The sequence below is a fragment of the Paraburkholderia sp. Ac-20340 genome, from assembly GCF_017104965.1.
Lineage (GTDB): Bacteria > Pseudomonadota > Gammaproteobacteria > Burkholderiales > Burkholderiaceae > Paraburkholderia.
Genome location: NZ_JAAGPR010000022.1, coordinates 1 through 24,234, shown reverse-complemented (window position 1 = coordinate 24,234; position 24,234 = coordinate 1). Strand labels below are relative to the sequence as shown.

The 24,234-nt window shown below is 63.2% G+C and carries 22 protein-coding genes; 8 read left to right on the top strand and 14 right to left on the bottom strand.

The annotated features are described in order from the left end of the window. Positions 1 to 364 precede the first annotated feature (364 nt). From G3N59_RS24155 to G3N59_RS24135, 5 genes are all read right to left on the bottom strand, one after another. Positions 365 to 826, bottom strand: coding sequence for a carboxypeptidase regulatory-like domain-containing protein (locus tag G3N59_RS24155; RefSeq protein ID WP_205985330.1), 462 nt, complete (start codon positions 824 to 826; stop codon positions 365 to 367). Positions 827 to 998: 172 nt separating this feature from the next. Continuing rightward, on the bottom strand, positions 999 to 2,708 hold the full coding sequence (locus G3N59_RS24150; RefSeq protein WP_205985329.1) for a lactate permease LctP family transporter: 1,710 nt from the start codon (positions 2,706 to 2,708) through the stop codon (positions 999 to 1,001). Positions 2,709 to 2,805: 97 nt separating this feature from the next. Then, positions 2,806 to 4,272 carry a LutB/LldF family L-lactate oxidation iron-sulfur protein gene (locus tag G3N59_RS24145; protein WP_205985328.1) on the bottom strand — a complete coding sequence of 489 codons (1,467 nt, stop codon included), beginning with the start codon at positions 4,270 to 4,272 and terminating at the stop codon, positions 2,806 to 2,808. Further along, entirely contained in the window at positions 4,269 to 5,048 is a 780-nt protein-coding gene (locus G3N59_RS24140) for an LUD domain-containing protein (protein WP_241023952.1), read from the bottom strand. The genes G3N59_RS24145 and G3N59_RS24140 overlap by 4 nt, the downstream gene beginning before the upstream one ends. After that, positions 5,045 to 5,866 (bottom strand): (Fe-S)-binding protein, encoded by an 822-nt coding sequence (locus G3N59_RS24135; protein ID WP_205985327.1) that lies wholly within the window; start codon positions 5,864 to 5,866, stop codon positions 5,045 to 5,047. The genes G3N59_RS24140 and G3N59_RS24135 overlap by 4 nt, the downstream gene beginning before the upstream one ends. Positions 5,867 to 6,119: 253 nt before the next feature. Here G3N59_RS24135 and G3N59_RS24130 point away from each other — a divergent pair, with 253 nt between their 5' ends. The 3 genes from G3N59_RS24130 (at position 6,120) to ppk2 (ending at position 8,544) form a co-directional block, all read left to right on the top strand. Continuing rightward, positions 6,120 to 6,899, top strand: coding sequence for an FCD domain-containing protein (locus G3N59_RS24130; protein ID WP_205985326.1), 780 nt, complete (start codon positions 6,120 to 6,122; stop codon positions 6,897 to 6,899). A gap of 139 nt (positions 6,900 to 7,038) precedes the next feature. Beyond that, complete coding sequence (locus tag G3N59_RS24125) at positions 7,039 to 7,437, top strand: VOC family protein (RefSeq protein ID WP_205985325.1); 399 nt, start codon at positions 7,039 to 7,041, stop codon at positions 7,435 to 7,437. Between the two features lie 153 nt (positions 7,438 to 7,590). Beyond that, positions 7,591 to 8,544 (top strand): polyphosphate kinase 2, encoded by a 954-nt coding sequence (gene ppk2, locus G3N59_RS24120; protein WP_205985418.1) that lies wholly within the window; start codon positions 7,591 to 7,593, stop codon positions 8,542 to 8,544. 68 nt (positions 8,545 to 8,612) lie between these two features. On the opposite strand, the gene G3N59_RS24115 is transcribed toward ppk2, so the two are convergent. Continuing rightward, positions 8,613 to 10,202: an inorganic phosphate transporter gene (locus G3N59_RS24115; RefSeq protein WP_205985324.1), complete on the bottom strand. Its 1,590-nt coding sequence runs from the start codon at positions 10,200 to 10,202 to the stop codon at positions 8,613 to 8,615. Positions 10,203 to 10,418: 216 nt separating this feature from the next. On the opposite strand from G3N59_RS24115, the gene G3N59_RS24110 reads away from it, so the two are divergent. Further along, complete coding sequence (locus tag G3N59_RS24110) at positions 10,419 to 12,101, top strand: sensor domain-containing diguanylate cyclase (RefSeq protein ID WP_346777926.1); 1,683 nt, start codon at positions 10,419 to 10,421, stop codon at positions 12,099 to 12,101. A gap of 9 nt (positions 12,102 to 12,110) precedes the next feature. Here the strand turns inward: G3N59_RS24110 and G3N59_RS24105 are convergent, their stop codons facing one another. After that, positions 12,111 to 12,515: a helix-turn-helix domain-containing protein gene (locus tag G3N59_RS24105; protein WP_205985323.1), complete on the bottom strand. Its 405-nt coding sequence runs from the start codon at positions 12,513 to 12,515 to the stop codon at positions 12,111 to 12,113. Between the two features lie 650 nt (positions 12,516 to 13,165). Here G3N59_RS24105 and G3N59_RS24100 point away from each other — a divergent pair. Together G3N59_RS24100 and G3N59_RS24095 are read left to right on the top strand one after the other, a co-directional pair. Beyond that, entirely contained in the window at positions 13,166 to 13,555 is a 390-nt protein-coding gene (locus tag G3N59_RS24100; protein ID WP_205985322.1) for a hypothetical protein, read from the top strand. A 124-nt stretch (positions 13,556 to 13,679) separates the two neighbouring features. After that, complete coding sequence (locus G3N59_RS24095) at positions 13,680 to 14,255, top strand: hypothetical protein (protein ID WP_241023947.1); 576 nt, start codon at positions 13,680 to 13,682, stop codon at positions 14,253 to 14,255. Between the two features lie 88 nt (positions 14,256 to 14,343). Here G3N59_RS24095 and G3N59_RS24090 read toward each other — a convergent pair whose 3' ends face one another. From G3N59_RS24090 to G3N59_RS24060, 7 genes are all read right to left on the bottom strand, one after another. Beyond that, the gene (locus G3N59_RS24090; RefSeq protein WP_205985320.1) at positions 14,344 to 14,583 is read right to left on the bottom strand and encodes a hypothetical protein; all 240 of its coding nucleotides are present in this window, start codon (positions 14,581 to 14,583) and stop codon (positions 14,344 to 14,346) included. A gap of 309 nt (positions 14,584 to 14,892) precedes the next feature. Beyond that, positions 14,893 to 15,486: a YigZ family protein gene (locus G3N59_RS24085; RefSeq protein ID WP_205985319.1), complete on the bottom strand. Its 594-nt coding sequence runs from the start codon at positions 15,484 to 15,486 to the stop codon at positions 14,893 to 14,895. A 497-nt stretch (positions 15,487 to 15,983) separates the two neighbouring features. Beyond that, positions 15,984 to 18,701, bottom strand: a complete 2,718-nt coding sequence (acnA, locus tag G3N59_RS24080) for an aconitate hydratase AcnA (protein ID WP_205985318.1) — start codon at positions 18,699 to 18,701, stop codon at positions 15,984 to 15,986. A gap of 121 nt (positions 18,702 to 18,822) precedes the next feature. Beyond that, positions 18,823 to 19,548: an MmgE/PrpD family protein gene (locus G3N59_RS24075; RefSeq protein ID WP_205985317.1), complete on the bottom strand. Its 726-nt coding sequence runs from the start codon at positions 19,546 to 19,548 to the stop codon at positions 18,823 to 18,825. A gap of 18 nt (positions 19,549 to 19,566) precedes the next feature. Next, a complete protein-coding gene (locus tag G3N59_RS24070; protein WP_205985313.1) occupies positions 19,567 to 20,094 on the bottom strand; it encodes a hypothetical protein in 528 nt (175 codons plus the stop codon). 236 nt (positions 20,095 to 20,330) lie between these two features. Next, entirely contained in the window at positions 20,331 to 21,332 is a 1,002-nt protein-coding gene (locus G3N59_RS24065; RefSeq protein ID WP_205985311.1) for an aldolase/citrate lyase family protein, read from the bottom strand. Between the two features lie 181 nt (positions 21,333 to 21,513). Further along, entirely contained in the window at positions 21,514 to 22,497 is a 984-nt protein-coding gene (locus G3N59_RS24060) for a malate dehydrogenase (protein ID WP_205985310.1), read from the bottom strand. A gap of 545 nt (positions 22,498 to 23,042) precedes the next feature. On the opposite strand from G3N59_RS24060, the gene G3N59_RS24055 reads away from it, so the two are divergent. Further along, positions 23,043 to 23,852: a GntR family transcriptional regulator gene (locus G3N59_RS24055; protein ID WP_205985308.1), complete on the top strand. Its 810-nt coding sequence runs from the start codon at positions 23,043 to 23,045 to the stop codon at positions 23,850 to 23,852. 147 nt (positions 23,853 to 23,999) lie between these two features. Continuing rightward, positions 24,000 to 24,234, top strand: a 235-nt coding sequence (gene sdhC, locus G3N59_RS24050) for a succinate dehydrogenase, cytochrome b556 subunit (protein WP_205985180.1), incomplete at its 3' end; no start/stop codon positions are given.

Here is a 24,234-nt window from a genome sequence, read left to right as displayed (position 1 = left end):
GAGTTCATCTATGTGGCATGAACGCAAACCTCGCGCAAACGCAATGTGCGCCAGGCGCGCAAAGAGGCTCGATTAACGCGGATTCAGGCCGTGCGGCTGAGCGTCTTGCGAAAGCGCATCAGCGAAAAGGCAAACAGCACGCCGCCGATCACGGCGAGCCACAGGAAGGGCTGCCAGATCACCGAAATGCCTGCGCCGCGAAACAGGATCGCCTGACCCAGTTCGACGAAATGCGTGGCGGGCGCGACGGCCAGGTGTACGTGCGCGTTTTCTGCGAGCTTTGTTTTAGGCCCTGAAAACGCGCATCGGATTTTCGAACGCTGGTGATAACAGCACGAACGACGCGATATTGGCGCGCCGCTTTTTACGCAGGCCAGACGAAAGCTTCGTGCTCGTGCGTGGTCTTGCCGACTTCTACCGTGCGCTTGACGGTCTTGCCGTCGTGACTCGCGCTCACGACATATTCTCCGTGGGGCAGCGCGACCAGCATGAACGGCCCATGCGTGCGCGTGGAAAGCAGCGTATCGCCGTGCGCATCGGCAATCGTCACCGGGACATCGGCGAGATATTCGTTACCGCTCGCGGACTGGCGCGCGAATTCGAGCGAGAGCGGATAGTGCGCGGTGGCGGCCTTGAATGCCGCCGACTGATCGCTGCCGATACCGCCGGAAATAAAGGCGATACCGCCCGCGTGCTGCGCCGGAGGCAAACCATTTACGGCGTTATTCATGGTGGCGGCGAAGGCGCCTTGTGCACCGAGCGCGAGCGTGAGCGTGGCAGCCAGCGAAAGCGCAGCGGTCTTGTATTGAACTGAGCGTGCATTCATTTTTCACCTCCATCGATTCGTCGATCAGACCCGGGTTGCAGATGCCGGACGAATCAAGCGTAGGTTTCATGCCTTAAATACGGCTTAAAAGTGCGATGAAGAAATGTTTCAGGCCGTTGCGCGCGTGTGTGAACGACGCGAACAACGGCCTTTCAATGCAGTGTCGATCCGCTTACTGCGGGATCATTCCCGTCAGCACATAAGCCTGGATCAGCGTGACGATACCCACGATTGCGGCGAAGAACAGGCTATGACGCAGCGTGAAGCGGAACAGCGAAGCTTCCTTGCCGACGAGACCCGTCGCCGCGCAGGCCACCGCGATCGATTGCGGCGAGATCATCTTGCCGCTCACGCCGCCCGATGTATTGGCCGCCACGAGCAGCGTGTCCGATACGTTGATCTGATGCGCGGTGGTGTGCTGCAACGAGCAGAACAGCGCATTCGATGAGGTATCCGAACCAGTCAGGAATACGCCCAGCCAGCCGAGGAACGGCGAGAAGAACGGGAACGCGGCGCCTGTGCCGGCGAGTGCCAGCGCGAGCGTCGACGACATGCCCGAGTAGTTCGCCACGAACGCGAAGGCCAGCACGAGGCCGATCGACAGCACCGGACGGCGCAGGTCGCCGAGCGTTTCGAAGAACGCCGAAATAGCGGCGCGCGGCTTCATCTTGAGGATCAGCGCGGAGACGATGGCAGTCAGCATGATCGCGGTGCCCACGGCGGCAAGCCAGTCGATCTTGAACACGGCTTCGTAGGGCTTGGCGGTCGCGACAATCGGCGCGGTACGCACGACGAGTTGATCGAGGCCCGGCACATGGAAACTCAGCACGGTGCCCGCGAGTGGACCTTTCGCGGCGAATAGCGCCTTGAACGGCTTGACACTCCAGACCGTGACGATGGCGGTCAGCAGAATGAACGGCGACCATGCGCGCACGGTTTGCGCGATGCTGTACGGCGAAGCCTGTCGACTCGACGGCGCAGTGTTCCGCGCGCCGCCACCGAAACCGCCCATGGCAGCAGCGCCGCCGCTGATGCGAACGTTCGACGTCGCGCCTTGCGCTGCACGACGCGGCGACCACACCTTGAGAAACGCAGCCAGCGCAACGAGGCTCACGAGCGCCGAAGTAATATCCGGCAGTTCCGGCCCGATGTGATTCGACGTGAAATACTGCGTCACCGCGAAGCTGCCGCCTGCGACCAGCGCTGCGGGCCATGTTTCCTTGAGGCCGCGCTTGCCGTCCATGATGAAGACCAGCCAGAACGGTACGAACAGCGAGAGCAGCGGCAACTGGCGGCCAGCCATCGCGCCGATCAGGAACGGATCGATGCCCGTGACCTGTCCCGCGACGATGATGGGAATGCCCATCGCGCCGAATGCCACCGGCGCCGTGTTGGCGATCAGGCACAGACCGGCCGCATAAAGCGGCTCGAAACCGAGTCCGACCAGCAGCGCCGACGTAATGGCGACCGGCGCGCCAAAGCCCGCGGCACCTTCCAGGAAGGCGCCAAACGAAAAGCCGATCAGCAGCAGTTGCAGGCGCTGGTCATCGGTAATCGACAGGACCGAAGCGCGAATGATGTCGAACTGCCCGGTCTTCACCACGATCTTGTAGAGAAACACGGCGGTGACGATGATCCACGCAATCGGCCAGAGACCATAGGCAAAGCCGAATCCCGCGGACACGAGCGCCTGGCGCACGGGCATGCCGTATTCGAAGATGGCCACGCCCAGCGCGAGCACGAGCGTGATTGCGGCTGCCACGTGGCCCTTGAGACGCAGGCCGGCGAGTGCGACAAAGAAGAACAGGATGGGCACGGCGGCCACAAGCGCGGACAGCCACACACTGCCGAGCGGGGTGTAAATCTGATGCCAGGGTTGCACTACGGTCTCCTCCGATGATGCGGTTCGAAACGAAATGAAAATCGTCAGACATGGCTTGGAATATATTTCGCATGACTGACGATATTTGCGTGTACCGCTATTGCGGTTGATCGCGGTCGCGCAGCAGGTCGTGCAGGCTGCGTGGCGCGGGTTTGAGCGGCGTTCGGTGCTGCGTCCAGCCCATTTGCTGCGAAGGCGCGAGGCCGCGCAGACGCGTCGCCGCCCAGCGCAGCGCGCGATAGGCACGCGGATGCGCGAACGCGCCGCTCCAGAAACGCCAGATGAACTGCTCGCTTCGGCTATGGTTTGCGCCCTGGCCACGCAGTGGATGCGCGACGGATTCTTCGGGGTCGCGATTCGCTTCGGTACGCAGGCGCACCAGCAATTGCGGAATCGGAATACGCACGGGACAGACTTCGCCGCACGCGCCGCACAGGCTCGACGCGGTGGGCAGATCGGCAGTCGCGTCGAGGCCTAGCAAGTGCGGCGAAATGATCTTGCCGATCGGGCCAGGATAGGTCGTGCCATAAGCATGCCCGCCGATGCGCGTGTACACCGGGCAATGATTCATGCACGCGCCGCAGCGAATGCATTGCAGCGTGGCGCGCAATTGTTCGTCGGCATAAGCCTGGCTGCGGCCGTTGTCGAGCAGCACGAGATGCACTTCGCGCGGGCCGTCTTTTTCGCCTTCGCGGCGCGGGCTGCTGATGAGGTTGAAGTACGTCGTGATCGGCTGGCCGGTGGCCGAGCGTGTCAGCAGGCTCGATAGCGGCACGATATGTTCGAGCTTCGCCACCACCTTTTCCATGCCCATGATCGCAACATGCACGTCAGGCACCGTGGTCGAAAGCCGGCCGTTGCCTTCGTTTTCCACGAGCCAGAGCGTGCCGGTATCGGCGGCGGCGAAGTTCACGCCGGAGAGCCCGATCTGCGCATCCACGAAGGCGCGGCGCAGCGCGCGGCGGCCGGTTTGAATCAGCGCGTCGACGTCTTCGGTATAGGGCGTATCGGGAATGTGCTCTTCGAACAGATGCGCGATATCGCCCTTCGTCTTATGGATCGCGGGCATGACGATATGCGAAGGCTTTTCGCCGGCAAGCTGCACGATGTACTCGCCCATATCCGATTCGATGCAATCGATGCCGCGCTCGCCCAGATAATGATTCAGCTCGATTTCCTCGCTCGCCATCGACTTGCCCTTGATGACGCGCGTGGCCGCGTGCTGTTGCGCGATGCGGTGAACGATGCGGTTGGCGTCGTCGGCGGTTTCGGCCCAATGGACCTGGATGCCGTTGGCGCGCAGCTTCGTTTCGAGCTGTTCGAGCAGTTCGGGCAGGCGGGACAGCGCGTGCTGGCGCACCGCTTCGCCAAGGTCGCGCAGGTCTTCGAGTTCGTCCGCTTCGGGAAACTGCGCGGCACGTTTGCCTTGCAGAAAATCCATTGCGCCGCGAAAGCTTTTACGCAGTTGCGGGTCGTCGAGCGCGGCGCGGGCGCGCTGGCGAAATTCGGCCGTGGGCACGAAATGCAGCGTGTTTTCGGCGTTGGCGTGTTCGGTCGTGCTCATTGCGCGGCTCCGTTCGAAGGCGTGGGCTTTGCGGCATCGGCATCGGCATCGGCTTCGTCGCCGGTGACGACGATCACCCACAAGGCGCGCGGGCCGTGTGCGCCGTAGGCCGTGGTCTGCTGGATGTCCGAGGTCTTCGAGGGGCCGGAGATCATCACGAGATTGGTCGGCATGCCGTCGCGCCAGCGTTCGGCGGCTACGGCGGCGTGCAGGTCGGCGTGCAGGGTGTGGGCGTGAATCAGCGCGATATGCAGCGGCGGCACGAGCGAAACGGTGCGAGGCGCGTTAGCGTCCGGGACGACGATCAGCGTGCCGGTGGCGGCAAGGCCGGAGCGTGCCACCGTAAAACCCGCGTCGATCGTGTCGAATAGTTCGGACTTCCAGGTTTCTATCGGCGCTGCGTAATCGCGGGTTTCGATCGCGCTCGCGTGCTCATGCAGTGCGTTGGCGAGCGCGTTGCCTTCGGCGTTCGACGTATCGAGCAGCATCCGCTTGACGCCCGAAGAAGCGAGGCGTTGCGCGAGCGCCGTTGGCCATGCTTGTGCGCTTGCGCAGACGACATCGGCGTGTGCGGCTTCGAGCATGTGCTGGAACTGCGTGATGCGTGCGGATGGCGTAGCGAGCGTGGCCGCGTCGTGCGCGCGGCGCTGTGCATAGTGAGCGTCGATGCGCTGGTCTAGCTCGGCGACGGGCGTTGCGGCAGCGGGCGCGCTGGCACGCAGGCGACCCAGCATGCGCTCGCGTGCATCGAGGGTATCGAAGTTATCCATGCTCATGCTTCTCCGCCAGTACGGCGCCACAGGAACGACGCAAGATGCTCGACTTCAAGCGGCGAGCCCTTGCGCTGCGCAGCGTGGCCGATGTTGAGCAGGCAGCCGCAATCGGCGGATACCAGGCGGTTGCAACCCGTCGCGCAGGCCGAGGCGATCTTGTCGGCGACCATCGCGCCGGAGATGTCGGGGTGCTTGAGCGAGAACGTGCCGCCAAAGCCGCAGCATTCGGATTCGCGTTCGTGCTCGATGCGCGTGACGCCGGGCAGCGCATCGACGGCTTCGACGCCATGCACGCGCGTGCCCATTTCGCGGCGCGCGCCGCACGAGGTATGCAGGACCACGCGTTCTTCGGGCTGATCGCGCGCGGCGTCGCTGTAGGCGCCGTGCGGGCCCAGGTCGATGTCGAGCACGCGCACGAGGAATTCGGTCAGTTCATAGACGCGCCCGGCGATGGCGGTGGCCCGTGCGGCATCGGCTTTATCGCGGGCTGGGTCGCCGGCGTCGTCGCTATCGAACAGGGCTGGCCAGTGATGCCGCATCATGCCCGCGCACGAACCCGAAGGCACGATCACGGGCCACGGCTGCTCGAACAGGCCGAGTTGCGCACGGGCGACTTCGCGCGCCTGGCGCGGGTTGCCGCTGCTGTAGGCGGGCTGGCCGCAGCAGCTCTGGCCGCGCGGAAAGTGGACGGTGAGGCCTTCGCGCTCAAGCAGTTTGACCGCGTCGATGCCTGCCTGGGGCACGAACAGGTCCACGAGGCAGGTCGCGAACAGGTAGACGTCGGTGGGGCGCGGGCCGGTGGGGTATTGCCGTGGCTTCATGTCTCGCTCGTATCGAAGGGCGCTCCTCGACGAATCGATGTCGGGGAGCGCGTCGTGCTGGCGTCTCGTTGGCGTCCGGCTGGCTCGGGCGCGGCGACGGCGGGTTTGTGGCGCATAATTCCCGCTTCGGGCAGCGGCTTCAAACTGGTTGGACCAGTTGGGAAATACGCCACGCGGCCTTCGAAACACAGGACAGGTTCGGGGACAGGCAATGAGGGACAGGGCTGGCGCGCGCGGGCGCGTCGAAACGGTAATGCGCCGGATGGAAACCGCGCTGCTCGACGGGACGTGGCGCGCGGGCGAGAAGCTGCCGTCCGAGCGCGTGCTCGCGCAGGACTATGGCGTCGCGCGCAATACGGTGCGCGAGGCGACCCAGCGGCTCGCCGCCCGCGGTCTGGTGGCGAGCCGTGCCGGGGCGGGCGTTTTCGTCACCGATCAGTTGCGCACGGGCTTTGCTTCGCCGTGGGGGCAACTGGTGGCCGATCATCCGGCGCTGCGCGATGACATCCTCGAATTTCGCCGCGTGCTGGAAGGCGCGACCGCGTATTTCGCGGCGCTGCGCGCGAGCGACGACGATCTCGCGCGCATCCGCACGCTGATGGACGAACTGGAGCGTACGCGCGCCAGCGACGATAAAAGCGCGGAAGCCGATGCCGATGCGAAGCTGCACGAAGTCATCGCCCAGGCGTCGCACAACGCGATGTTTTTGCACCTGCATACGAGCGTGCTGGGCGTGCTGCGCGAGCACATCACAATCAATGGCACGGGGCTGCGCGAACAGAACGCGGAGGCGTCGAGTCTGCTGCTTCTGCAACACCGCACGCTATGCGATGCGATTCTCGCGCGGCGCCCGGAAGAGGCGCGCACGGCCATGCAGACGCATATCGATTTCGTGCGCGCGCGGGTGGGCGAGGAGAGCGGCCTGATCGAAACTGGTCCAACCAGTGAGCGCAATAGCTGGCCGGGCGCGACGCCGAAGGCCCGCGCAGCCATCGCCCCAAAACGGCGCACGCGCCGGGCCAGTGCGGCTTAGACCGATTTGCCGCGGGCCCGCCATACGCCAACCTGAAGCCTGGCGCCGCCAAAGGCTGCTAAAGTCGGCGCACAGGCTGAACGCATCGATCCGTCGCAGCGACACAACGCATCGACCCAAACAATAAGGAGCCACGGCCATGAACCCGCCCACCGCGCGTATCGAATCGCTGAATGCCATTACGCTCACCGTGAGCGACATCGCGCGTTCGGTGCGCTTTTACGAGGCGCTGGGTTTCACGCACAAAGCCGGGGCCGCCATCGCCGGATTTGCGTCGTTCGAATTGGGCCAGGGCGCGGCGGCGTGCTATCTGAATCTGCTCGAAGGGCAGCATGGCAAGGTCGACGGCTGGGGCCGCGCGATTTTCTATGTAAGCGACGTCGATGTCTTCCATGCGCAGGTTTGCGCGGCGGGCCTCACGCCCGAGTTCGCGCCGCAGGACGCGCCTTGGGGCGAGCGTTATTTTCATCTGCTCGACCCGGACGGGCATGAGTTGAGCTTCGCCAGGCCGCTCGGTCAAGCGATCCATGGCAAGTGATCGATGCATTTGAAATATGTGTGACACCCGTAGCGCCGATAGTGGCGCGTGGCCGTGTCCGTCCGCGCGCGTGAGGTCCGATATCGGGATGCACGCGAGGCGCGAGCGCCGCGGGTTGCCATTCATCGAAAGAGGAGAGTCGCCATGAACGAAATGGAGCGCGGTGCCGAGGCCGCCCAGCAAGCGGATTTCGACGCGCAACAGCAGTCCGACGCCGAGCGCGAGCGTCGTCGCCGTCTCAACGAAGAGCTGATCGACGCCTATGACGAAGAGCTCGAAATGGAAGTCGACGACCGCCTGCAGGAAAGCGGCCTCGAAATCACCGAAGAAACGCGCGCGCTGCGCCGCGTCTATTTCCGCGAGTTGATCCGCCTGCAAGGCGAACTCGTGAAGATGCAGGACTGGATCGCCAGCACCGGGCATCGTCTCGTGGTGATTTTCGAAGGCCGCGATGCGGCGGGCAAGGGCGGCGTCATCAAGCGCATCACGCAGCGTCTGAATCCGCGCATGTGCCGCGTGGCCGCGCTGCCCGCACCGAACAACCGCGAACGCACGCAATGGTATTTCCAGCGCTATGTCCAGCATCTGCCCGCAGGCGGCGAAATGGTGCTGTTCGACCGTAGCTGGTACAACCGCGCGGGCGTCGAGCGCGTGATGAACTTCTGTAGCGACGACGAGTACGAAGAGTTCTTCCGCTCGGTGCCGGAGTTCGAAAAGATGCTCGTGCGCAGCGGCATCCAGATCGTCAAATACTGGTTTTCGATTACCGACGACGAGCAGGAAGTCCGCTTCCAGAGCCGTATCGAGGATCCGCTCAAGCAGTGGAAACTTTCGCCGATGGACCTCGAAAGCCGCCGCCGCTGGGAAGCGTACACGCACGTCAAGGAAGCAATGCTGCAGCGCTCGCATATTCCCGAGGCGCCGTGGTGGGTCGTGCAGGGCGTGGACAAGAAGCGCGCGCGCCTGAACTGCATCAGCCATCTGCTCAGCCAGGTGTCGTATCACGAGATCGAGCATCCGCAGGTCACGCTGCCTGGGCGCGTGCATCATCCGGATTACATTCGCCAGCCGGTGCCGCCCGAAATGTTCGTGCCGGAACTCTATTGATCGCTGTCTGAAACCCAATAGAAAAAGCCGCACTTCGTGAGAAGCGCGGCTTTTTTATGGGGCGAACCTCAGAACAGGTGGCGGAACACCCAGTAGAGCGCGCCCGCGAGCACGATCGACACCGGCAGCGTGAGCACCCATGCGAGCACCAGGCTGCGCACGGTGTTCCATTGCAGGCCCGAGCCATTCGCGGCCATCGTGCCCGCCACGCCCGAGGACAGCACGTGGGTGGTGGAAACCGGCAGGCCGTAGACGTCGGCGGCACCGATCGTTGCCATCGCAACGAGTTCGGCGCTGGCGCCCTGGCCGTAGGTCAGATGCGTCTTGCCGATGCGCTCGCCCACCGTCACGACGATGCGCTTCCAGCCCACCATCGTGCCCAGCCCCAGCGCGATGGCCACGGCCACCTTCACCCACGTCGGGATGAACTTGGTCGCGTGATCGGTCTGCGCCTTGAAGTTGTCGATAGCCTTGGCGTCCGTGGCGGAGAACGCGGGCTGCTTCGCCTTGTCCATCAGGCGGATCGCTTCGGAGGCGAGGTACATATTGTTGCGCACGTTATCGACGACCGACTGCGGTACCGCCGAAATCGAGCCATAACCGCCCACCTGCTCGCCCAACTGGTTGGAAAGCGCGGCCAGCGCCGGCACCGTGGCCGGTGCGAGCGTGCGCGAGCCAACGAAGCGTTCGACTTCGGCGCGGGCATCGGCGGGTGCGGCCACGCCGTTGGCGTACTTGCCGAGCGTATTGGCGGCTTCGTGCGCGACGGCGATGAAGGTCTGCGTTTCGGCGGGCGTCACGGCCTTGTTGAGCGCGTAGGCAGTGGGCACCGTGCCGATCAAAATCAGCATGATCAGGCCCATGCCTTTCTGGCCGTCGTTCGAGCCGTGCGCGAACGACACGCCCGTGCAGGTGAGGATCAGCAGCGCGCGAATCCAGAACGGCGGCGGCTCGTTGCCCTTCGGCTCGCTATAGAGCGCGGGCACTTTCACCAGCGCCTTGAGCACGAGCAGCAGCAGCGCGGCCAGCAGGAAACCGACGATCGGCGAGAACAGCAGCGACTTGCCCACGCCCATCGCCTGGCTCCAGTCCACACCGCTCGTGCCGTTGGCGCCGTGCATCAACTGGTTCATCAAACCCACGCCGATGATCGAGCCGATCAGCGTATGCGAGCTCGACGACGGCAGGCCGAAATACCACGTGCCCAGGTTCCAGATGATGGCGGCGATCAGCAGTGCGAACACCATCGCGAAGCCCGCGCTGCTGCCCACTTGCAGGATCAGTTCGACCGGCAGCAACTGCAGGATGCCGAAGGCCACGGCGCCGCTCGAAGTCAGCACGCCCAGGAAGTTCCAGGCGCCCGACCAGATCACGGCCAGGTTGGGCGAGAGCGAGTGCGTGTAGATGACGGTCGCGACGGCATTCGCGGTATCGTGGAAGCCGTTGACGAACTCGAAGCCCAGCGCGATCAGCAGGGCGATACCCAGCAACAGCCACGGCAGCGCGGAGCTTTCGCGCACGGGGGAAAGATCGTCGGCGAGATGCATGCCTACGTAGACAGCGCCCGCGGCAATCACGAGCAGGAAAACGAGCAGGCTCACGTTACGGCCACGCGTGGGCGCGGCGCCCGGCTGCGGTGACAGGGAAAGGTCCGGCATGACGAGCAGGCTCCTGTATCTGGCGGGTAGAACGAGGGGATTGGTCAGTCGAAACCGCTTCGAAACCGCTTCGAAAGCGGCGGTGAAAGCAACGCTTCCGATCATGCGGAGCATGCGTGACGGATTGATGACATCGGTGTGCAAGACATGCCGGATGGCGTACGTTCACGGTAAAAAAGGCCATAAAAGGCGGCTATTCATAGGAGGATTGCGGACGTGGCCGAGCGCGCCGATGAAACTGTGCAAGACCCGTCCGCGCATGCGCACCGCAGCCGTTCGCATCGGCATGTACTGGCCTTGAGCGTGTTCGCGCCGGGCCGCCGCTTGCGTGTGCGCCGCTGGCTGCTTGCGCGTGGCAAGAGCGTCACGGGTTTGATCGGCAATCATCCGTTTTTTGCGGCGTGGTGCGGCACGCTGATCGCCACGGCGATGGCGGCGTTGACCTACGCGGCGCTCTATCGCGGTCGCGCCGACGAACTGCGCCACGCGATCGAGAACTCGTCGAATATCGTGCGGATCGTCACGGCCGATATCACGCGCAATGTCGAGCTTTACGATCTTTCGCTGCAAGCGGTGGTGTCGGGCGCGCAGCAGCCGCAAACCTGGCGGCTGCCCGATGCCTTGCGTCAGCGCATGCTATTCGATCGCGCAACGGCGGCGTCATTTCTGGGCGGCGCGTATGTGCTCGATGCGCAGGGTCATGTGAAGGCGTCGCAAAGCGATGCGGTGCCCGGCGACGTTTCATTGGCCGATCGCGACTTCTTCGTTGCGCAGGCAAGCAATCCGCAAGCCGGTCTGTTTATTTCGAAGCCCTATCTATCGCGTTTGCGCAAGGGCGTGCAGTCGATCGCGCTGTCGCGTCGTATCGATGCGCCTGATGGCGCGTTCGAGGGAGTGGCGTTGCTTGGTGTGCGGCTCGATTATTTTCAGCAGCTTGTGGAGCGCATCGACGTGGGACGTCGTGGCGGGGTGTTCATCATCATGCAGGACGGCACGCTGCTCGCGAGCAGGCCGATGATGCCGCATGGCGCGGGTACGAGCTACGCGAACTGGCAGAACTACCGCATCATTTCACAGCACGATTCCGGCACCTTCACGGCGCATTCGGACGCGGACGGCGTGGAGCGCCTCTATACCTACGCGCGCGCGGAGGGCACGCCGATCATCGTCGGCGTTGCGCCTGCCGTGGACGATATCCTCGCGAGCTGGCGGCGCAGGTCCTGGCTCGCGCTGGCCATGACCACGGTGTTCGGCGGCGCGTGGGTCGCGGTGTCGTGGATTCTGGCCTTCGCGTTGCGCGACAAGGTGCTCGCGCAGGCCGCGCTCGAGCGTCTGGCGTTGACCGACCCGCTCACCGGTCTGGCGAACCGGCGCGCGCTGGACGAGCGCCTGATCGCCGAATGGCAGCGCGCCACGCGCGGGCAGTCCGCGCTTTCCGTGCTGTTCCTCGACATCGATCATTTCAAGCTGTTCAACGACACGTATGGGCACGCGGCAGGCGACGAAGTGCTGGCGCTGGTCGCCGAACGCATCGCCTCCGGCACGCGGCGCGCGACGGACATGACCGCGCGTTACGGCGGCGAGGAATTCGCCGTCGTGCTGCCGCTCACACCGCTTGAAGGCGCGCAGAAGATCGCCGAAAAGATTCGTCGGCGGGTGGAGGCGGCCAATCTGGCGCACAGCGGCTCGCGCTATGGCCGGGTCACCGTGAGCGTGGGATGTGCGAGTTGCGCGCCGCCCGTGGGCAGAAGCGGCGGCAGCGGCGCGCAGTTACTCGCTGCGGCCGACGCTTTGCTCTACGAAGCGAAGACGGCGGGGCGCAACCAGGTGCACGCAAGAGAATGGACTGGCGATGAGACCGGCGAGGCGGGATCGGCCGCCGCGCCGGATATCGGCTAGCACGCGCCTTTAGCGCGCCGATTTCGACAGGCGATGGCCCAGTCCCAGGTTCGACACGATCTGCCAGGTATAGACGCGCGAATAGTGCACGCCGAATTGCCGGCCGATCAATTCGCGCACGCGGCTATTGGTCCAGGCATCGCTGGCAAAGCCATGATCGCGGGCGGAGCCGTGCAGAGCGAGCGCGATCCAGCCTAGCGCCGCCTGATCGAGCACCGATGGACGGCCGCCCACGCTCATCTGCTGTAGCGCAGCGAGCCCGCCGTCCTCCACGATGGTTTTATAACGGCGCACCGTCTGGGCAGACAGGTGCAAGGAGTCGGCCACGGCGTGCACCGTGGCGCCATCCACCAACATCTGGCCGGCAGCCATTCGGCGCGCGACGCTCGGCAAATTCTCGGTTCGGGTAAGCATGTGATCACTCGTCGACGAAAGATTCCGGACATGCGGCTTACGGAAGCGCCGCTCCAGTCAACCCTCTCAGTGCATGCGGGTCTTGTCGCTTGCTACGGTCCTGCATTGTTGTTGCACGGCTTCTGCAAAGTGCGGGGCCATTGCGGACGGCGAAACGAAACGCCCACGTGGAGCGTTTGCGGGTTGTCCCCGGTGTGCTTGACGGTCACAGGTTCCAGGTTGTCCCGCAGCGGTTATTAATAATTGTTTTTGTATGGATTGTGTATAGCTGGCGGAAAAATAGTCTGCTTGACTTAGCGTTTTTCCTGGTCTATCGGAAAAAATGATCGTGTCCAAAACATTCAACAATGCGTGCAAACGTTGCGCATTCGTATGATAAAGCCCCGATTCATCCTATCTTTTATGTTTGCAATCCTTTATTTCGGGAATTTCGGCACACATAACGGGAGCCCATCGGAAAATTTGGGCAGAATGACTTTTCTGAATGGGATTGAATGGGATTCCATCTCCGATTTCATTCGGATTTAAATGGGTTTGCTGGAATTGCTTAATTACGTCTTTGAGTCGATGCAATTAATGCAAACTGGCTATTTCTAAGCTGACGGAAAGCGCGCATTCAAATGGCGCAATCCGCTTGACGGCCACCGGAGATGAACAAGGAACTCGACGACAAGGTTGAACGGTTGCTGCGTCGCGCCGCAAGCCGGCGCGGTCTGGTGCCGTATGGCGCGTTCCACGCGCTGTTTGGGCAAACTGTGCCGCTACGCGAGCGCTACGAAATGCTGGAAGCCGCGGCTGCGGCATTGTGCGAGCCTCAGGTAGCCGATTACGCTTCTTTGCTCGCCACCGATTCGGGCTTGCCCGGCCCCGACTTTTATACGCGTTTCAGACGCCTGCACAGCGATCGCTATTACGCCACGCTTGGCGCGGATCGTCATCGCATGCTCAAGCTCACGGAAAAGCGCGCATTGGCGAGCGAAGAGCGGCAGCGCGTGTACGATCACTATCGCAGTGCGGTGCCAGTGCCTGTACCTGCATGATGTTTCGCCCGCAGCGATTCAAAAATAATTAGCTATGCATATAGAATTCACCGTCGCGATGAATATCCACCAATAAGGGGAACATGCAATGCGCTTCAACGAACATGCGAAACCGATGTTGCGTATGACCGCTGTGCTGCTTGGACTTGCGATAACCGCGCCGTTTTGTGCGCAAACGGCTGCGGCAGCTGACGCTGCTGCAAGCGCCCCCGCCGGCGTGCTGCAACTGGGCGAAATCCAGACTGTGGCGCATGTGGTGAAAGTAGATCCCGCGACGAATTCCGTCACCTTGCGCGGCCAGAGCGGCAAGGCGGTGACGGTCGCGGTCGACCCGGCGGTTGCGAATGTCAGCAAACTCGCGCCCGGCGACCAGGTGAACATTCTCTACAAGGACGCGCTGCTGCTGCGCGCGGACAAAGTGGATACCAAGGGCATTCGCGAGCGCGTGGAAACCACGGCGGCCACGCCAACTTCGGACGGCGTGACGGCGACGGCGCGCTCCGTGCAGGTGGTGGCGACGGTGCAGAAGATCGACCACAAGAACCGCAAGGTGACGCTGCGTGGGCCGACGCGCACGGTGGTGGTGAACGTACCCAAAGACGTGCCGATGGGCACGCTCAAAGTGGGCGACAACGTCCGCGCAGATTACGTGGGCGCGACCGCTGTAGAAGTGACGCGCAACGGCGAGCGCGTGCAATAAAAGCCGGGACAGGCGCGCCTGAAACACGGCGCGCCCGATTCATCGCGGCAACTCAAACTGCCTGGATATCCGCATCGATCGTCGATCGTCAATCGACGCGATTGCGATCGCGCGCGAGAATCGACACGTACACGGCGGTCGAAAAGATGATCACCAGCGCGCCCACCACGACCTTGGTGTGATTGAACTCCACCAGCCCGATCACAGCGATGGCGATGCCCGCAGCCGAACCCAGCGTGCCGATAGCGGCGACGAAAATACGCAGTTTGCTCCAGACGCGATGGCGGCGTTCGGGACCGGCACCGGCTCTCAGACGATCGAAAATCATGGCGGTTCTTCCCCGTGGGTAACAACCGGGCGGCTCGCGCCAGCAGGCGGTGCGCCGTCGGACTCGAATCAGGACTCGAATCGATTATAGCGATCGGAAATTTCGGCGCTTTCAGCGCGTGCGTGTCATTTCGAGCTACGCAAGATTTCGCATGCTTTTATGCGCGTTTAAGTTTGCCTTAATTTTGCGAAGCCATGATGGGTGCGTCGGGTCGATTCGATAGTCGATTCGCGGTTGTTCTTCACGTCCCCTGTTAGCCGCCGATCTTTATCGGCGGCTTTTTTTTGTGCGCACGCTTTGGCTGCGCTTTTACTCGTGCTCGGGAAAGCCCGCGCGCCCTTGCGTAAGGTCGCGCAGCACGTCGCGCGCGGCGTCCACGGCCGTAGCAGGCAACTGGATCGTCAGCCGCACCGTCATCGTGTAGCGGCTGTCCACGAGTGTGTGCTGGTTCTGCTCGATCCAGTGGCGCACGCGCGTCTCGTCGGGATAGCCGACTTCCACCATGAACCTGGCCTGGGCGATGCGCTCCACGCGCGGCGCGTCCTGCAATGCGCTGGCGATGGCGTCGGTATAGGCGCGCACGAGGCCGCCCGCGCCCAGCTTGACGCCGCCGTAATAGCGCACCACGGCGGCCAGCACGCCGTCCAGATCGTGGTGGCGCAGGACTTCGAGGATCGGCCGTCCTGCGGTGCCGGAAGGCTCGCCATCGTCGGACATGCCGGACTGGCCGCCCGCCAGCAGCGCCCAGCAGACGTGCGTGGCGGTCGGGTGTTCGTCGCGCAGACGGCGCAGCTCGATCATGGCCGCGTCGCGGTCGGCGACCGGAATCGCGAGGCCGATAAAGCGGCTCTTGCGGATCTCGAGCTCCGCGCTGACGGTAGAGGCTAGGGTGAAGGTGGGCAAGGCAGGCGCGGCGACGTGGACGAAACCGTCATGTTATCGGATGCGGCGCAGCGGCCTGGGTTTCCCGAAAACCCCGCCAAAAACTGCGACCACAGGACGCGTCTCCATATCTTGACAATATCCGTAATGGATTCTTGCGCCTTGTGCTAATGACGGGTTCGGGACGAGGCCCGATAATGGTGTTCGTGACGGGTCTAGCTCTGGCTGGGGCGATGCCGAACTCCTCATTCGGTGATCCGTCATTTCAAGAATTCCTCCCGCAGCGCCCGCTTTTTTTTCCTGCCCGGCGCGCGACCTTCCCCGAAGCATCCAAAAAAAATCCCGGTCTGGACGTTGTCCGTAGACCGGGGTTCATAAGGCTCGCCTGTTCTCAAGAGGCGATTCAACGTTACGCCGATCAAAATTCGCCGGCAACGCGAAAAAAAAGCCCGACTTGCGCCGGGCTCCAAGTGTGACCGCACCCGTTGCCGGGCGCGGCACCTGCAAAAAAGCTTTGCTTACGCTGCGAGCAGCGAACGCAGCACGAACGGCAGAATGCCGCCGTGCTTGTAGTAGTCGACTTCGATCGGCGTATCGATACGCAGCAGCACGTCGACGCGCTGATCCTTGCCGTCCTTGTGGTGGATCACGAGCGTCAGATCCTGCTGCGGCTTGAAGTCGTCCGTGAGACCTTCGATATCGAAGGTTTCCTCGCCGGTCAGGCCGAGCGACTGCACGCTGTCCGAGCCCTTGAACTGCAGCGGCAGCACGCCCATACCGACCAGGTTCGAGCGGTGGATACGCTCGAAGCTGCGTGCGACCACGGCCTTCACGCCCAGCAGTTGCGTGCCCTTGGCCGCCCAGTCGCGCGACGAACCCGTGCCGTACTCTTCGCCGGCGAACACCATGGTGGGCGTGCCGGCGTCGATGTACTTCATCGCCGCGTCGTAGATCGAGAGCTGTTCGCCGCTCGGCTGATGGATCGTCAGGCCGCCTTCGACGCGCGTGCCGTCGGCCTTCGCCGGGATCATCAGGTTCTTGATCCGCACGTTCGCGAACGTGCCGCGCATCATGACGTCGTGGTTGCCGCGACGCGAGCCGTAGCTGTTGAAATCGGCCTTCTGCACGCCGTTTTCCTTGAGCCACTTGCCGGCGGGCGAGTCTTCCTTGATCGAACCGGCCGGGCTGATGTGGTCGGTCGTGACCGAGTCACCGAAGATGCCCAGTGCGCGCGCGCCCTTGACCTCGGCCACTTCCGACGACGGCGTCATCGAGAAGTCCGCGCCGAAGAACGGCGGCTCGGCGATATAGGTCGACTTCGGCCAGTCGTAGACCTGACCTTCCTCGCCCTCGATCTTGCTCCACAGGTCGCCCTTCTTCGTGAGCTGGGCGTAGTTCTTCTGGTAGACGTCGGCGTCCAGCGCGTACTTGAGCAGCGCGTTGACTTCTTCGCTGGTCGGCCAGATGTCGCCCAGGTAGATGTCACGGCCACCCTTGCCCTTGCCGACCGGCTCGGTCATCAGGTCGCGTGTGATGTTGCCGGCGATCGCGTAAGCCACGACCAGCGGCGGCGAAGCCAGGAAGTTCGCGCGGATGTTCGGGTGAATCCGCGCTTCGAAGTTGCGGTTGCCTGACAGCACGGCCGCCGCGACCACGTCGTTCTTGACGATCGACTCGTTCAGTTCCGGCGTCAGATCGCCTGCGTTGCCGATACAGGTCGTGCAGCCGTAAGCTGCGAGTTCGAAGCCGAGCTTCGACAGATACGGCAGCAGGCCCGTCTTCGTCAGGTATTCCGTGACGATGCGCGATCCCGGCGCGAGCGAGGTCTTGATGTGCGGTGCCACCGTCAGACCGGCTTCCACGGCCTTCTTCGCCAGCAGACCGGCGGCCAGCAGCACCGACGGGTTCGACGTGTTCGTGCACGAGGTAATGGCGGCGATCAGCACGTCGCCGTTGTGCAGCTTGACCTTGTCGGCCACGTCGTATTCGGCGGTGAGGTCGGCGGCCTTCTTGTTGAAGCCGTTTTCCGCGACCGGCTTCGAGAACAGGTCCGTGAAGGTCGACTTCACATTGCCGATTTCGATGCGGTCCTGCGGGCGCTTCGGACCGGCCAGCGAAGGCGCAACCGTGCCGAGATCCAGCACCAGCGTCTTCGTGTAGTCGATCTCGCCGGCCTTCGGAATGCCGTACAGCTCCTGCGCCTTGAAGTAGTTCTCGAACGCGTCGATTTCAGCCTGCGTGCGGCCCGTACCCTTGAAGTAGTTGATGGTTTTATCGTCGACCGGGAAGAAGCCCATGGTCGCGCCGTATTCCGGCGCCATGTTGCCGATGGTCGCGCGGTCCGGCAGCGACAGCGAGGCGGTGCCTTCGCCGAAGAACTCGACGAACTTGCCGACGACCTTCTCCTTGCGCAGCATTTCCGTGATAGTCAGCACGAGGTCGGTGGCCGTGCAGCCTTCGCGCAGCTTGCCCTTCAGTTCCACGCCCACGACGTCCGGCGTCAGGAAGTAGACCGGCTGGCCGAGCATGCCGGCTTCCGCCTCGATGCCGCCCACGCCCCAGCCCACCACGCCGATACCGTTGATCATGGTGGTGTGCGAGTCGGTGCCGACGAGCGTGTCCGGGTAGTAGACCGTATCGTCGCCTTCAGCCTTCTTGTGCACGCCGCGCGCGAGGTATTCCAGGTTCACCTGATGCACGATGCCGATGCCCGGCGGCACGACCTTGAACGTGTCGAATGCCTGCATGCCCCACTTCATGAACTGGTAGCGCTCGTTATTGCGCTGGAATTCCAGTTTCATGTTCAGGTCGAGCGCGTCCTTCTGGCGGAAGTAGTCGATCTGTACCGAGTGGTCGACCACGAGGTCGACCGGCACCAGCGGCTCGATGACCTTCGGGTCCTTGCCAACCTGCTGCGCGACGCCGCGCATGGCCGCGATGTCGGCGAGCAGCGGCACGCCGGTGAAGTCCTGCAGCACGACACGGGCAACGACGAAGGGGATTTCATCGACGCGCGCCGCATTGGGTTTCCAGTTGGCGAGCTGCTCGATGTGCTCTTCCGCGATCTTCTTGCCGTCGTAGTTGCGCAGCACGGACTCGAGTACGAGACGGATCGAAACCGGCAGGCGATCGATCTTCACGCCGAGCTGCTTGCCGAGTTGCGGCAGCGAGTAGAACTTGCCTTTGCCGGAACCGCTGTCGAATTCCTTTAGCGTTTTGTGGAGGTTGTGGGCCATGGTGTTTTCCTTCGTTTAATCGCGGAAATAACGCTTTACTTCACGTGTGCTGCTGATACCGGATTCTGCCTGCTTGTTGCCTGCGAGTTACCTGCGAATTGCCTGCGAGTTGCCTCGTAACTCAGATCACATACAAGTCTACGTATTCATGCACCGGCATGGCGTCAAGCCGTGCCGCATCGAGCGAAACTTCAAGAATGGCCTGTTGCTGCTTCGGCGCGAAACGGTGCGCGAGGTTGGCGCGGAACGTCTCGATCGGCAGCGGGAGGCCTTGTGCGCGGCGTCGCTGATGGCCGATCGGATATTCCACCACGACTTCGGGCAGCGTCGTGCCGTCGTTGAATTCGACGCTGAGCGCGTTGGCGATCGAACGCTTCGCGGGATCGTGATAGTCGCGCGTGAATTGCGCGTCTTCCACGCAGACCGTTTTCGCGCGCAATGCGTCGATGCGCACGTCGCGCGCCACGTCGTCTTCGTAGTCCGCGGCGTGCGTCCGAATGGTGATGCGCTTGATGTCTTGCGCCGTTCTGCCCCGTTGCGCGAGCTGGCCGTGCAGCGTCATGGCGGCTTCGGCGGCAGTCTGGGCGTGGAATTCGGCGGGAAACGCCATCTTGAACGGCACGTTTTCCATCGCGTGCGTGCCGTAAGGGCCCAGCAGTTTGTTGCAGGGCGGGGAGGAGAGCGCCTCGAATCCGCAGCCGGGCGTGTCGATCAGGCAGTGCCGGGCCGTCGGCAGCGCGCGCGCGCTGTCGAGCCCGTCTTTGGCAAACCCGTCAAGCACATCGTCGACGATATCGACGAGTACCGGATCGGGCTGCGGCCTGACGTTGGCGACCGGTGCGGACATCGAGGCGTCCCGCGGCCTTTACTGACCCGAAGCCGCGCTCGCGCCAGCAGCCGGAGCCGCGCGGTTCAGCGCGTTGGCTTGCGTCGGCGCCATCGCGCCTTGTTGCATGGCCGCGGTCTTGCACTCGTCGGCCAGACGCGAGCTGTCCTTGTCCGAGAACAGCATCGCCTTGGTCGGGATCACGACCAGGTCGAGGCCGGTAGCGGCGTCGTGGAAGCGGTCCGCGCCCGTCGTCGTGGTTTGACGCGGCAGGTTGTAGTTCTTGTTCGCCCAGTGAACGGTGACGATCTGGTCACGTGCCATGTCGCCCTTCAGGTCGAACTGCATGCCTTCAGCGCAGCTCCAGTGTTCCGAGCCTTCCGGGATCGCGTCGACCTTGGCTTCCTTGGCCGGGTTGGCCTTGCGCTTGATGATGCGGTGCTTCGGAGCCGGCTTCGCGGGCTTCTTGGCGGTCGTCGTGGTGCCTTGCGCGGCAGCGTCGGTAGCGGCCAGCAGCAGCGTCGAGGACAGCGCGCCGATGACGGTAGCGATCAGCAGTTTCTTCATGGAGTCAGACCTTTTATCTCTTAAATCGGTTGATCAGTGCGCGGCCGCAAAGCGGCGGCCGCCGGTTGCACTGCGCGCGCCCCGTGAGCGCGCAGCGGACGCTATTTTCACCTATTTATGGGTACGAACTTCAGTTTTTCCGGTGCGCAAAAAAATGCGCGAGACCAGGGAGAACCCCAGGTTCCGGGCAACCCGATGATGTGCGATCTGCTCCTGTCTCCTCGCACGTCTTTGCCTCATGCGCTGGTTGTCTCGCCGAACAGCGGTGCGGCCTCGAGCGGCACCGCGCGGCCGGTCGAGCGCGCACGGCGCAGCACCGACCAGTAATAGCGATAACTCGCGCGATCGTGCAGCGTATCGCCGTGGCGCGTCGGGCCCCACTGGGCGTGCTGGGCGGCCAGCAGAATCTCGGCGGCGGTCGTAATTTCTTCGTCGCGCGGCGCGAAAGCGGTCACGATGACCGGAATCTGCGCGGGATGAATGCTCCACATGCGTGTGTAGCCGAATTCGTTGCGCGCGCGACGGGCGTCATTCGCGACGCTGTCCATATCGCGCACTTCGGTGCTCACGTTGTGTGACGGAACCTTGCCGAAGGCGTGGCAAGCCGCGGCGATTTCCAGCTTGGCGCGCCGCACGAGCGGGTGATCGAACTGGCCGGGCGAGCGCATGGCGCTGTCGGGAATCGCGCCGTCGTGGGCGGAAACGAAGTCCATCAGCCCGAAGCTCAGCGATTCCACGCCGCGCAGCGCGGCCAGATCGAAGGCGCGCGCGAGTGCGCCATGCGTTTCGATCAGCAACTGGACGGGAATGGCTTTGTCGATGCCCATTTCGACGCGCGTGGCTTCGATGAACGCAGTCATCTCGGCGGCGTCGCCCACGGTGCGGATCTTCGGCAGCGTGATGAAGGCGGGCGCGCGTTTGGCGGCGCGCAGGATCAGGCGGACGTCGTCGCGCCAGTGCGGATGATGGAAATCGTGGATACGGACGCCGACACGCCCGAACCGGTCGTGTTCGCTGCCGAGCAGGGAAGCGACGAGTTCCGCGTGTTCGGCTTCGCGGCCGACCTGGGCGCCGTCTTCGCAGTCGAGCGTGATGTCGAATACCGGGCCGAGCTGCTGCTGCAGCGCGAGAGACTTCAGCATCAGCTTCTCGCTGCCGGCGTAGTGATCGCACGCGGGCAGGAGGGTAGGCGGCGCTTCGCCGTCAAACAGCACTTCGGCTGGGAGAATGGCGCGCATCTTCGGCGTCAGGGATCGTAGTTTGGGGGAAAACCTGATTCGTACGCGTCCTGTGCGCCATGAGCGGGTCAAGGCGCGTGCGGATCAGTGCGCGGGACGGCGGCATCGAAGGCCACGGATTCCCGCGCAAGAACCGGAGCCCGCCGCATTGCAACGGGGTTCCGGTTTGCCTGCATCGAGCTTACTTGAGCAGGTGAGCGACGCCGTCGCGCTCTTCGAGCAGCTCGTTGAGCGTGCCCGTCATCTTTTCGCGCGAGAATGCGTCGATTTCCAGGCCTTCGACGCGCTTGTACTCGCCGTTTTCGCAGGTAACCGGCACGCCGTAGATGATGTCTTCCGGGATTTCGTACGAGCCGTCCGACGGGATGCCCATCGTGACCCACTTGCCGTTCGTGCCGAGGACCCAGTCACGCACGTGGTCGATCGCTGCGTTGGCGGCCGAAGCTGCCGACGACAGGCCGCGCGCTTCGATGATCGCCGCGCCGCGCTTGCCGACCGTCGGGATGAACGTGTTGCGGTTCCATTCGTCGTCGTTGATCAGCGCGTTGAGCGACTGGCCTTCGACCGTGGCGAAACGGAAGTCGGGGTACATCGTCGGCGAGTGGTTGCCCCACACGGCGAGCTTTTCGATCGAAGCGACCGGCTTGCCCGACTTGGCTGCCAGTTGCGACAGCGCGCGGTTGTGGTCCAGACGCAGCATGGCCGTGAAGTTCTTCTTCGGCAGATCCGGCGCCGACTTCATGGCGATGTAGGCGTTCGTGTTGGCCGGGTTGCCGACGACCAGCACCTTCACGTCGCGGCTGGCGACGTCGTTCAGCGCCTTGCCCTGAACCGTGAAGATTTCAGCGTTGGCCGACAGCAGATCCTTACGTTCCATGCCCTTCGAGCGCGGACGTGCGCCAACCAGCAGTGCGACGTCGGCGTCCTTGAACGCGACCTTCGGGTCGTCCGTGATGACCACGCCCGCGAGCAGCGGGAATGCGCAGTCGTCCAGTTCCATCACGACGCCGTTGACGGCGGCTTGCGCCTGCGGCAGGTCCAGCAGTTGCAGGATGACGGGCTGGTCCTTGCCGAGCAGGTCGCCGTTGGCGATGCGGAACAGCAGGGAGTAAGCGATCTGACCTGCGGCGCCGGTGACGGCAACGCGCTTTGCGGGCTTAGCCATTGAAAATCTCCAGGAAGATGCGTTATTCGCCAGGGTAAAGCGCCATTCTATATGCGCGTTACGCGAAGCGTTCGTGAATCAGACGGTCTCTTGTCGGCGTGCTGCCGAGGCCTTGCTGGGCCTGGTGTGCGCGCCGGCGGGCGGGCCGCCATGCCGGTAACCTGTACGACGAAGCCTGGGAATGAACTGGAACGCCCTTGACAGGGCGCCTGACGCGGACCGCTTGCGTGTGCCGATTCCTGCAACAGCTCGGCTGGGACGGTCCACAGGCGCGCCGCGCGGAGGGTGCGCGGGCGGGGCGGATCGAAACCGCTACTGCATGACTGCTAGAAGGAACAGCATGTGCAAGGCGGACTGCGGCGCATTCGCCACGAAGTGCGGATGCAGCCGGCGGCGACAAATGAATTGCCCGCGGGCACCCGCAAACCCTTGCTCGATCGGGAGTTTAGGATTCGCAATGGGTAAAGTCAACACTATCTTATGTCTTATATAAGACATATCTGTTGTGCCCAAAAGGGTAGATTTCCAGAGGGCTTTATGTTGAAATGCGCGCCATGAATGCGAACCCGGTCAGCAACGCGAACTCTTCCGCTCCTGAGAGCGGAACGCCTGCGTCCGCGTCCGCGGCGCCTTCGCCGTCCCCTACCTTCAGTCCACTCTACCAGCAGATCAAAGGGCTCATCACCCAGAGCCTCGAAACCGGCGAGTGGAAGCCCGGTGAAATCATCCCCAGCGAAGTCGAACTGGCTGCCCGATACAAGGTCAGCCAGGGGACCGTGCGCAAGGCGATCGACGAACTGGCCGCCGACAACCTGCTGGTGCGGCGTCAAGGCAAGGGCACATTTGTTGCGACGCACAACGAAGAGCGCGCCCAGTTTCGCTTTCTTAGATTGCTGGCAGATGACGGCGCGGAGCATCCGCACGTCAGCCGTCTGCTGGAATGCCGCCGCATGCGCGCCTCCGCCGAGATCGCACGTCAGCTCGATTTGAAGCCCGCCGATCCGGTGGTGCTCATCAAGCGTCTGCTGCAGTTCGACGGCGAGAGTACCGTACTCGACGAAATCTGGCTGCCGGGCGGCGTGTTTCGCGGCCTCACGGCCGAGCGCCTCGCTGAATACAAAGGCCCGCTCTACGCCATGTTCGAAGCCGACTTCGGCACGCGCATGATCCGTGCGACCGAGAAGATCCGCGCCGTGGCCGCCGAGCCCGCAGTGGCCGATCTGCTCAATGTGCCGGCTGGCTTTCCATTGCTTTCCGTCGATCGGGTGTCCTATACCTATGGAGACCGACCGGTCGAGGTACGCCGAGGTTGGTATGTCACAACTGGGTACTACTATCAGAATGACTTGAGTTGAAAAATGCCCGCAGGAGACAAGCGGGCTCTCCCCAGCGCCGGTCTTTTCGTGCGCGCATCAGCGGTTAGCAGGGCTGATTTCGCTGCAGCGCGAAAAGAAATGGCGGTAAAATTGCGTATTAGTGTTAACACATAGTAGGGGTCTAGCATGGCAGAAGCCGCAAAAAAACCGAGGCCGGAATACCGGAACATCGGGCTTGGGCAGATATTGTTCGCATACCGCCTGCCGTTGGCCGGTCGCGTATCGATCGGTCATCGCGTGAGCGGTGCACTTCTATTCATTTTCCTGCCTTTCCTGTTGTTCCTGTTTGACCAGAGCCTCACTTCGGAACTCAGCTTCGAAGTCTTCCGGGGCTTCCTCTCCAACATCATCGTCAAGCTCG

Excerpts from the sequence above, each read along its gene's own strand:
- G3N59_RS24155 (WP_205985330.1), bottom strand. The coding sequence starts at position 826 with ATGAATGCACGCTCAGTTCAATACAAGACCGCTGCGCTTTCGCTGGCT.
- G3N59_RS24145 (WP_205985328.1), bottom strand. The coding sequence starts at position 4,272 with ATGAGCACGACCGAACACGCCAACGCCGAAAACACGCTGCATTTCGTG.
- G3N59_RS24140 (WP_241023952.1), bottom strand. The coding sequence starts at position 5,048 with ATGAGCATGGATAACTTCGATACCCTCGATGCACGCGAGCGCATGCTG.
- G3N59_RS24135 (WP_205985327.1), bottom strand. The coding sequence starts at position 5,866 with ATGAAGCCACGGCAATACCCCACCGGCCCGCGCCCCACCGACGTCTAC.
- G3N59_RS24130 (WP_205985326.1), top strand. The coding sequence starts at position 6,120 with ATGCGCCGGATGGAAACCGCGCTGCTCGACGGGACGTGGCGCGCGGGC.
- G3N59_RS24125 (WP_205985325.1), top strand. The coding sequence starts at position 7,039 with ATGAACCCGCCCACCGCGCGTATCGAATCGCTGAATGCCATTACGCTC.
- ppk2 (WP_205985418.1), top strand. The coding sequence starts at position 7,591 with ATGGAGCGCGGTGCCGAGGCCGCCCAGCAAGCGGATTTCGACGCGCAA.
- G3N59_RS24115 (WP_205985324.1), bottom strand. The coding sequence starts at position 10,202 with ATGCCGGACCTTTCCCTGTCACCGCAGCCGGGCGCCGCGCCCACGCGT.
- G3N59_RS24105 (WP_205985323.1), bottom strand. The coding sequence starts at position 12,515 with ATGCTTACCCGAACCGAGAATTTGCCGAGCGTCGCGCGCCGAATGGCT.
- G3N59_RS24100 (WP_205985322.1), top strand. The coding sequence starts at position 13,166 with ATGAACAAGGAACTCGACGACAAGGTTGAACGGTTGCTGCGTCGCGCC.
- G3N59_RS24095 (WP_241023947.1), top strand. The coding sequence starts at position 13,680 with ATGACCGCTGTGCTGCTTGGACTTGCGATAACCGCGCCGTTTTGTGCG.
- G3N59_RS24090 (WP_205985320.1), bottom strand. The coding sequence starts at position 14,583 with ATGATTTTCGATCGTCTGAGAGCCGGTGCCGGTCCCGAACGCCGCCAT.
- acnA (WP_205985318.1), bottom strand. The coding sequence starts at position 18,701 with ATGGCCCACAACCTCCACAAAACGCTAAAGGAATTCGACAGCGGTTCC.
- G3N59_RS24075 (WP_205985317.1), bottom strand. The coding sequence starts at position 19,548 with ATGTCCGCACCGGTCGCCAACGTCAGGCCGCAGCCCGATCCGGTACTC.
- G3N59_RS24070 (WP_205985313.1), bottom strand. The coding sequence starts at position 20,094 with ATGAAGAAACTGCTGATCGCTACCGTCATCGGCGCGCTGTCCTCGACG.
- G3N59_RS24065 (WP_205985311.1), bottom strand. The coding sequence starts at position 21,332 with ATGCGCGCCATTCTCCCAGCCGAAGTGCTGTTTGACGGCGAAGCGCCG.
- G3N59_RS24060 (WP_205985310.1), bottom strand. The coding sequence starts at position 22,497 with ATGGCTAAGCCCGCAAAGCGCGTTGCCGTCACCGGCGCCGCAGGTCAG.
- G3N59_RS24055 (WP_205985308.1), top strand. The coding sequence starts at position 23,043 with ATGCGCGCCATGAATGCGAACCCGGTCAGCAACGCGAACTCTTCCGCT.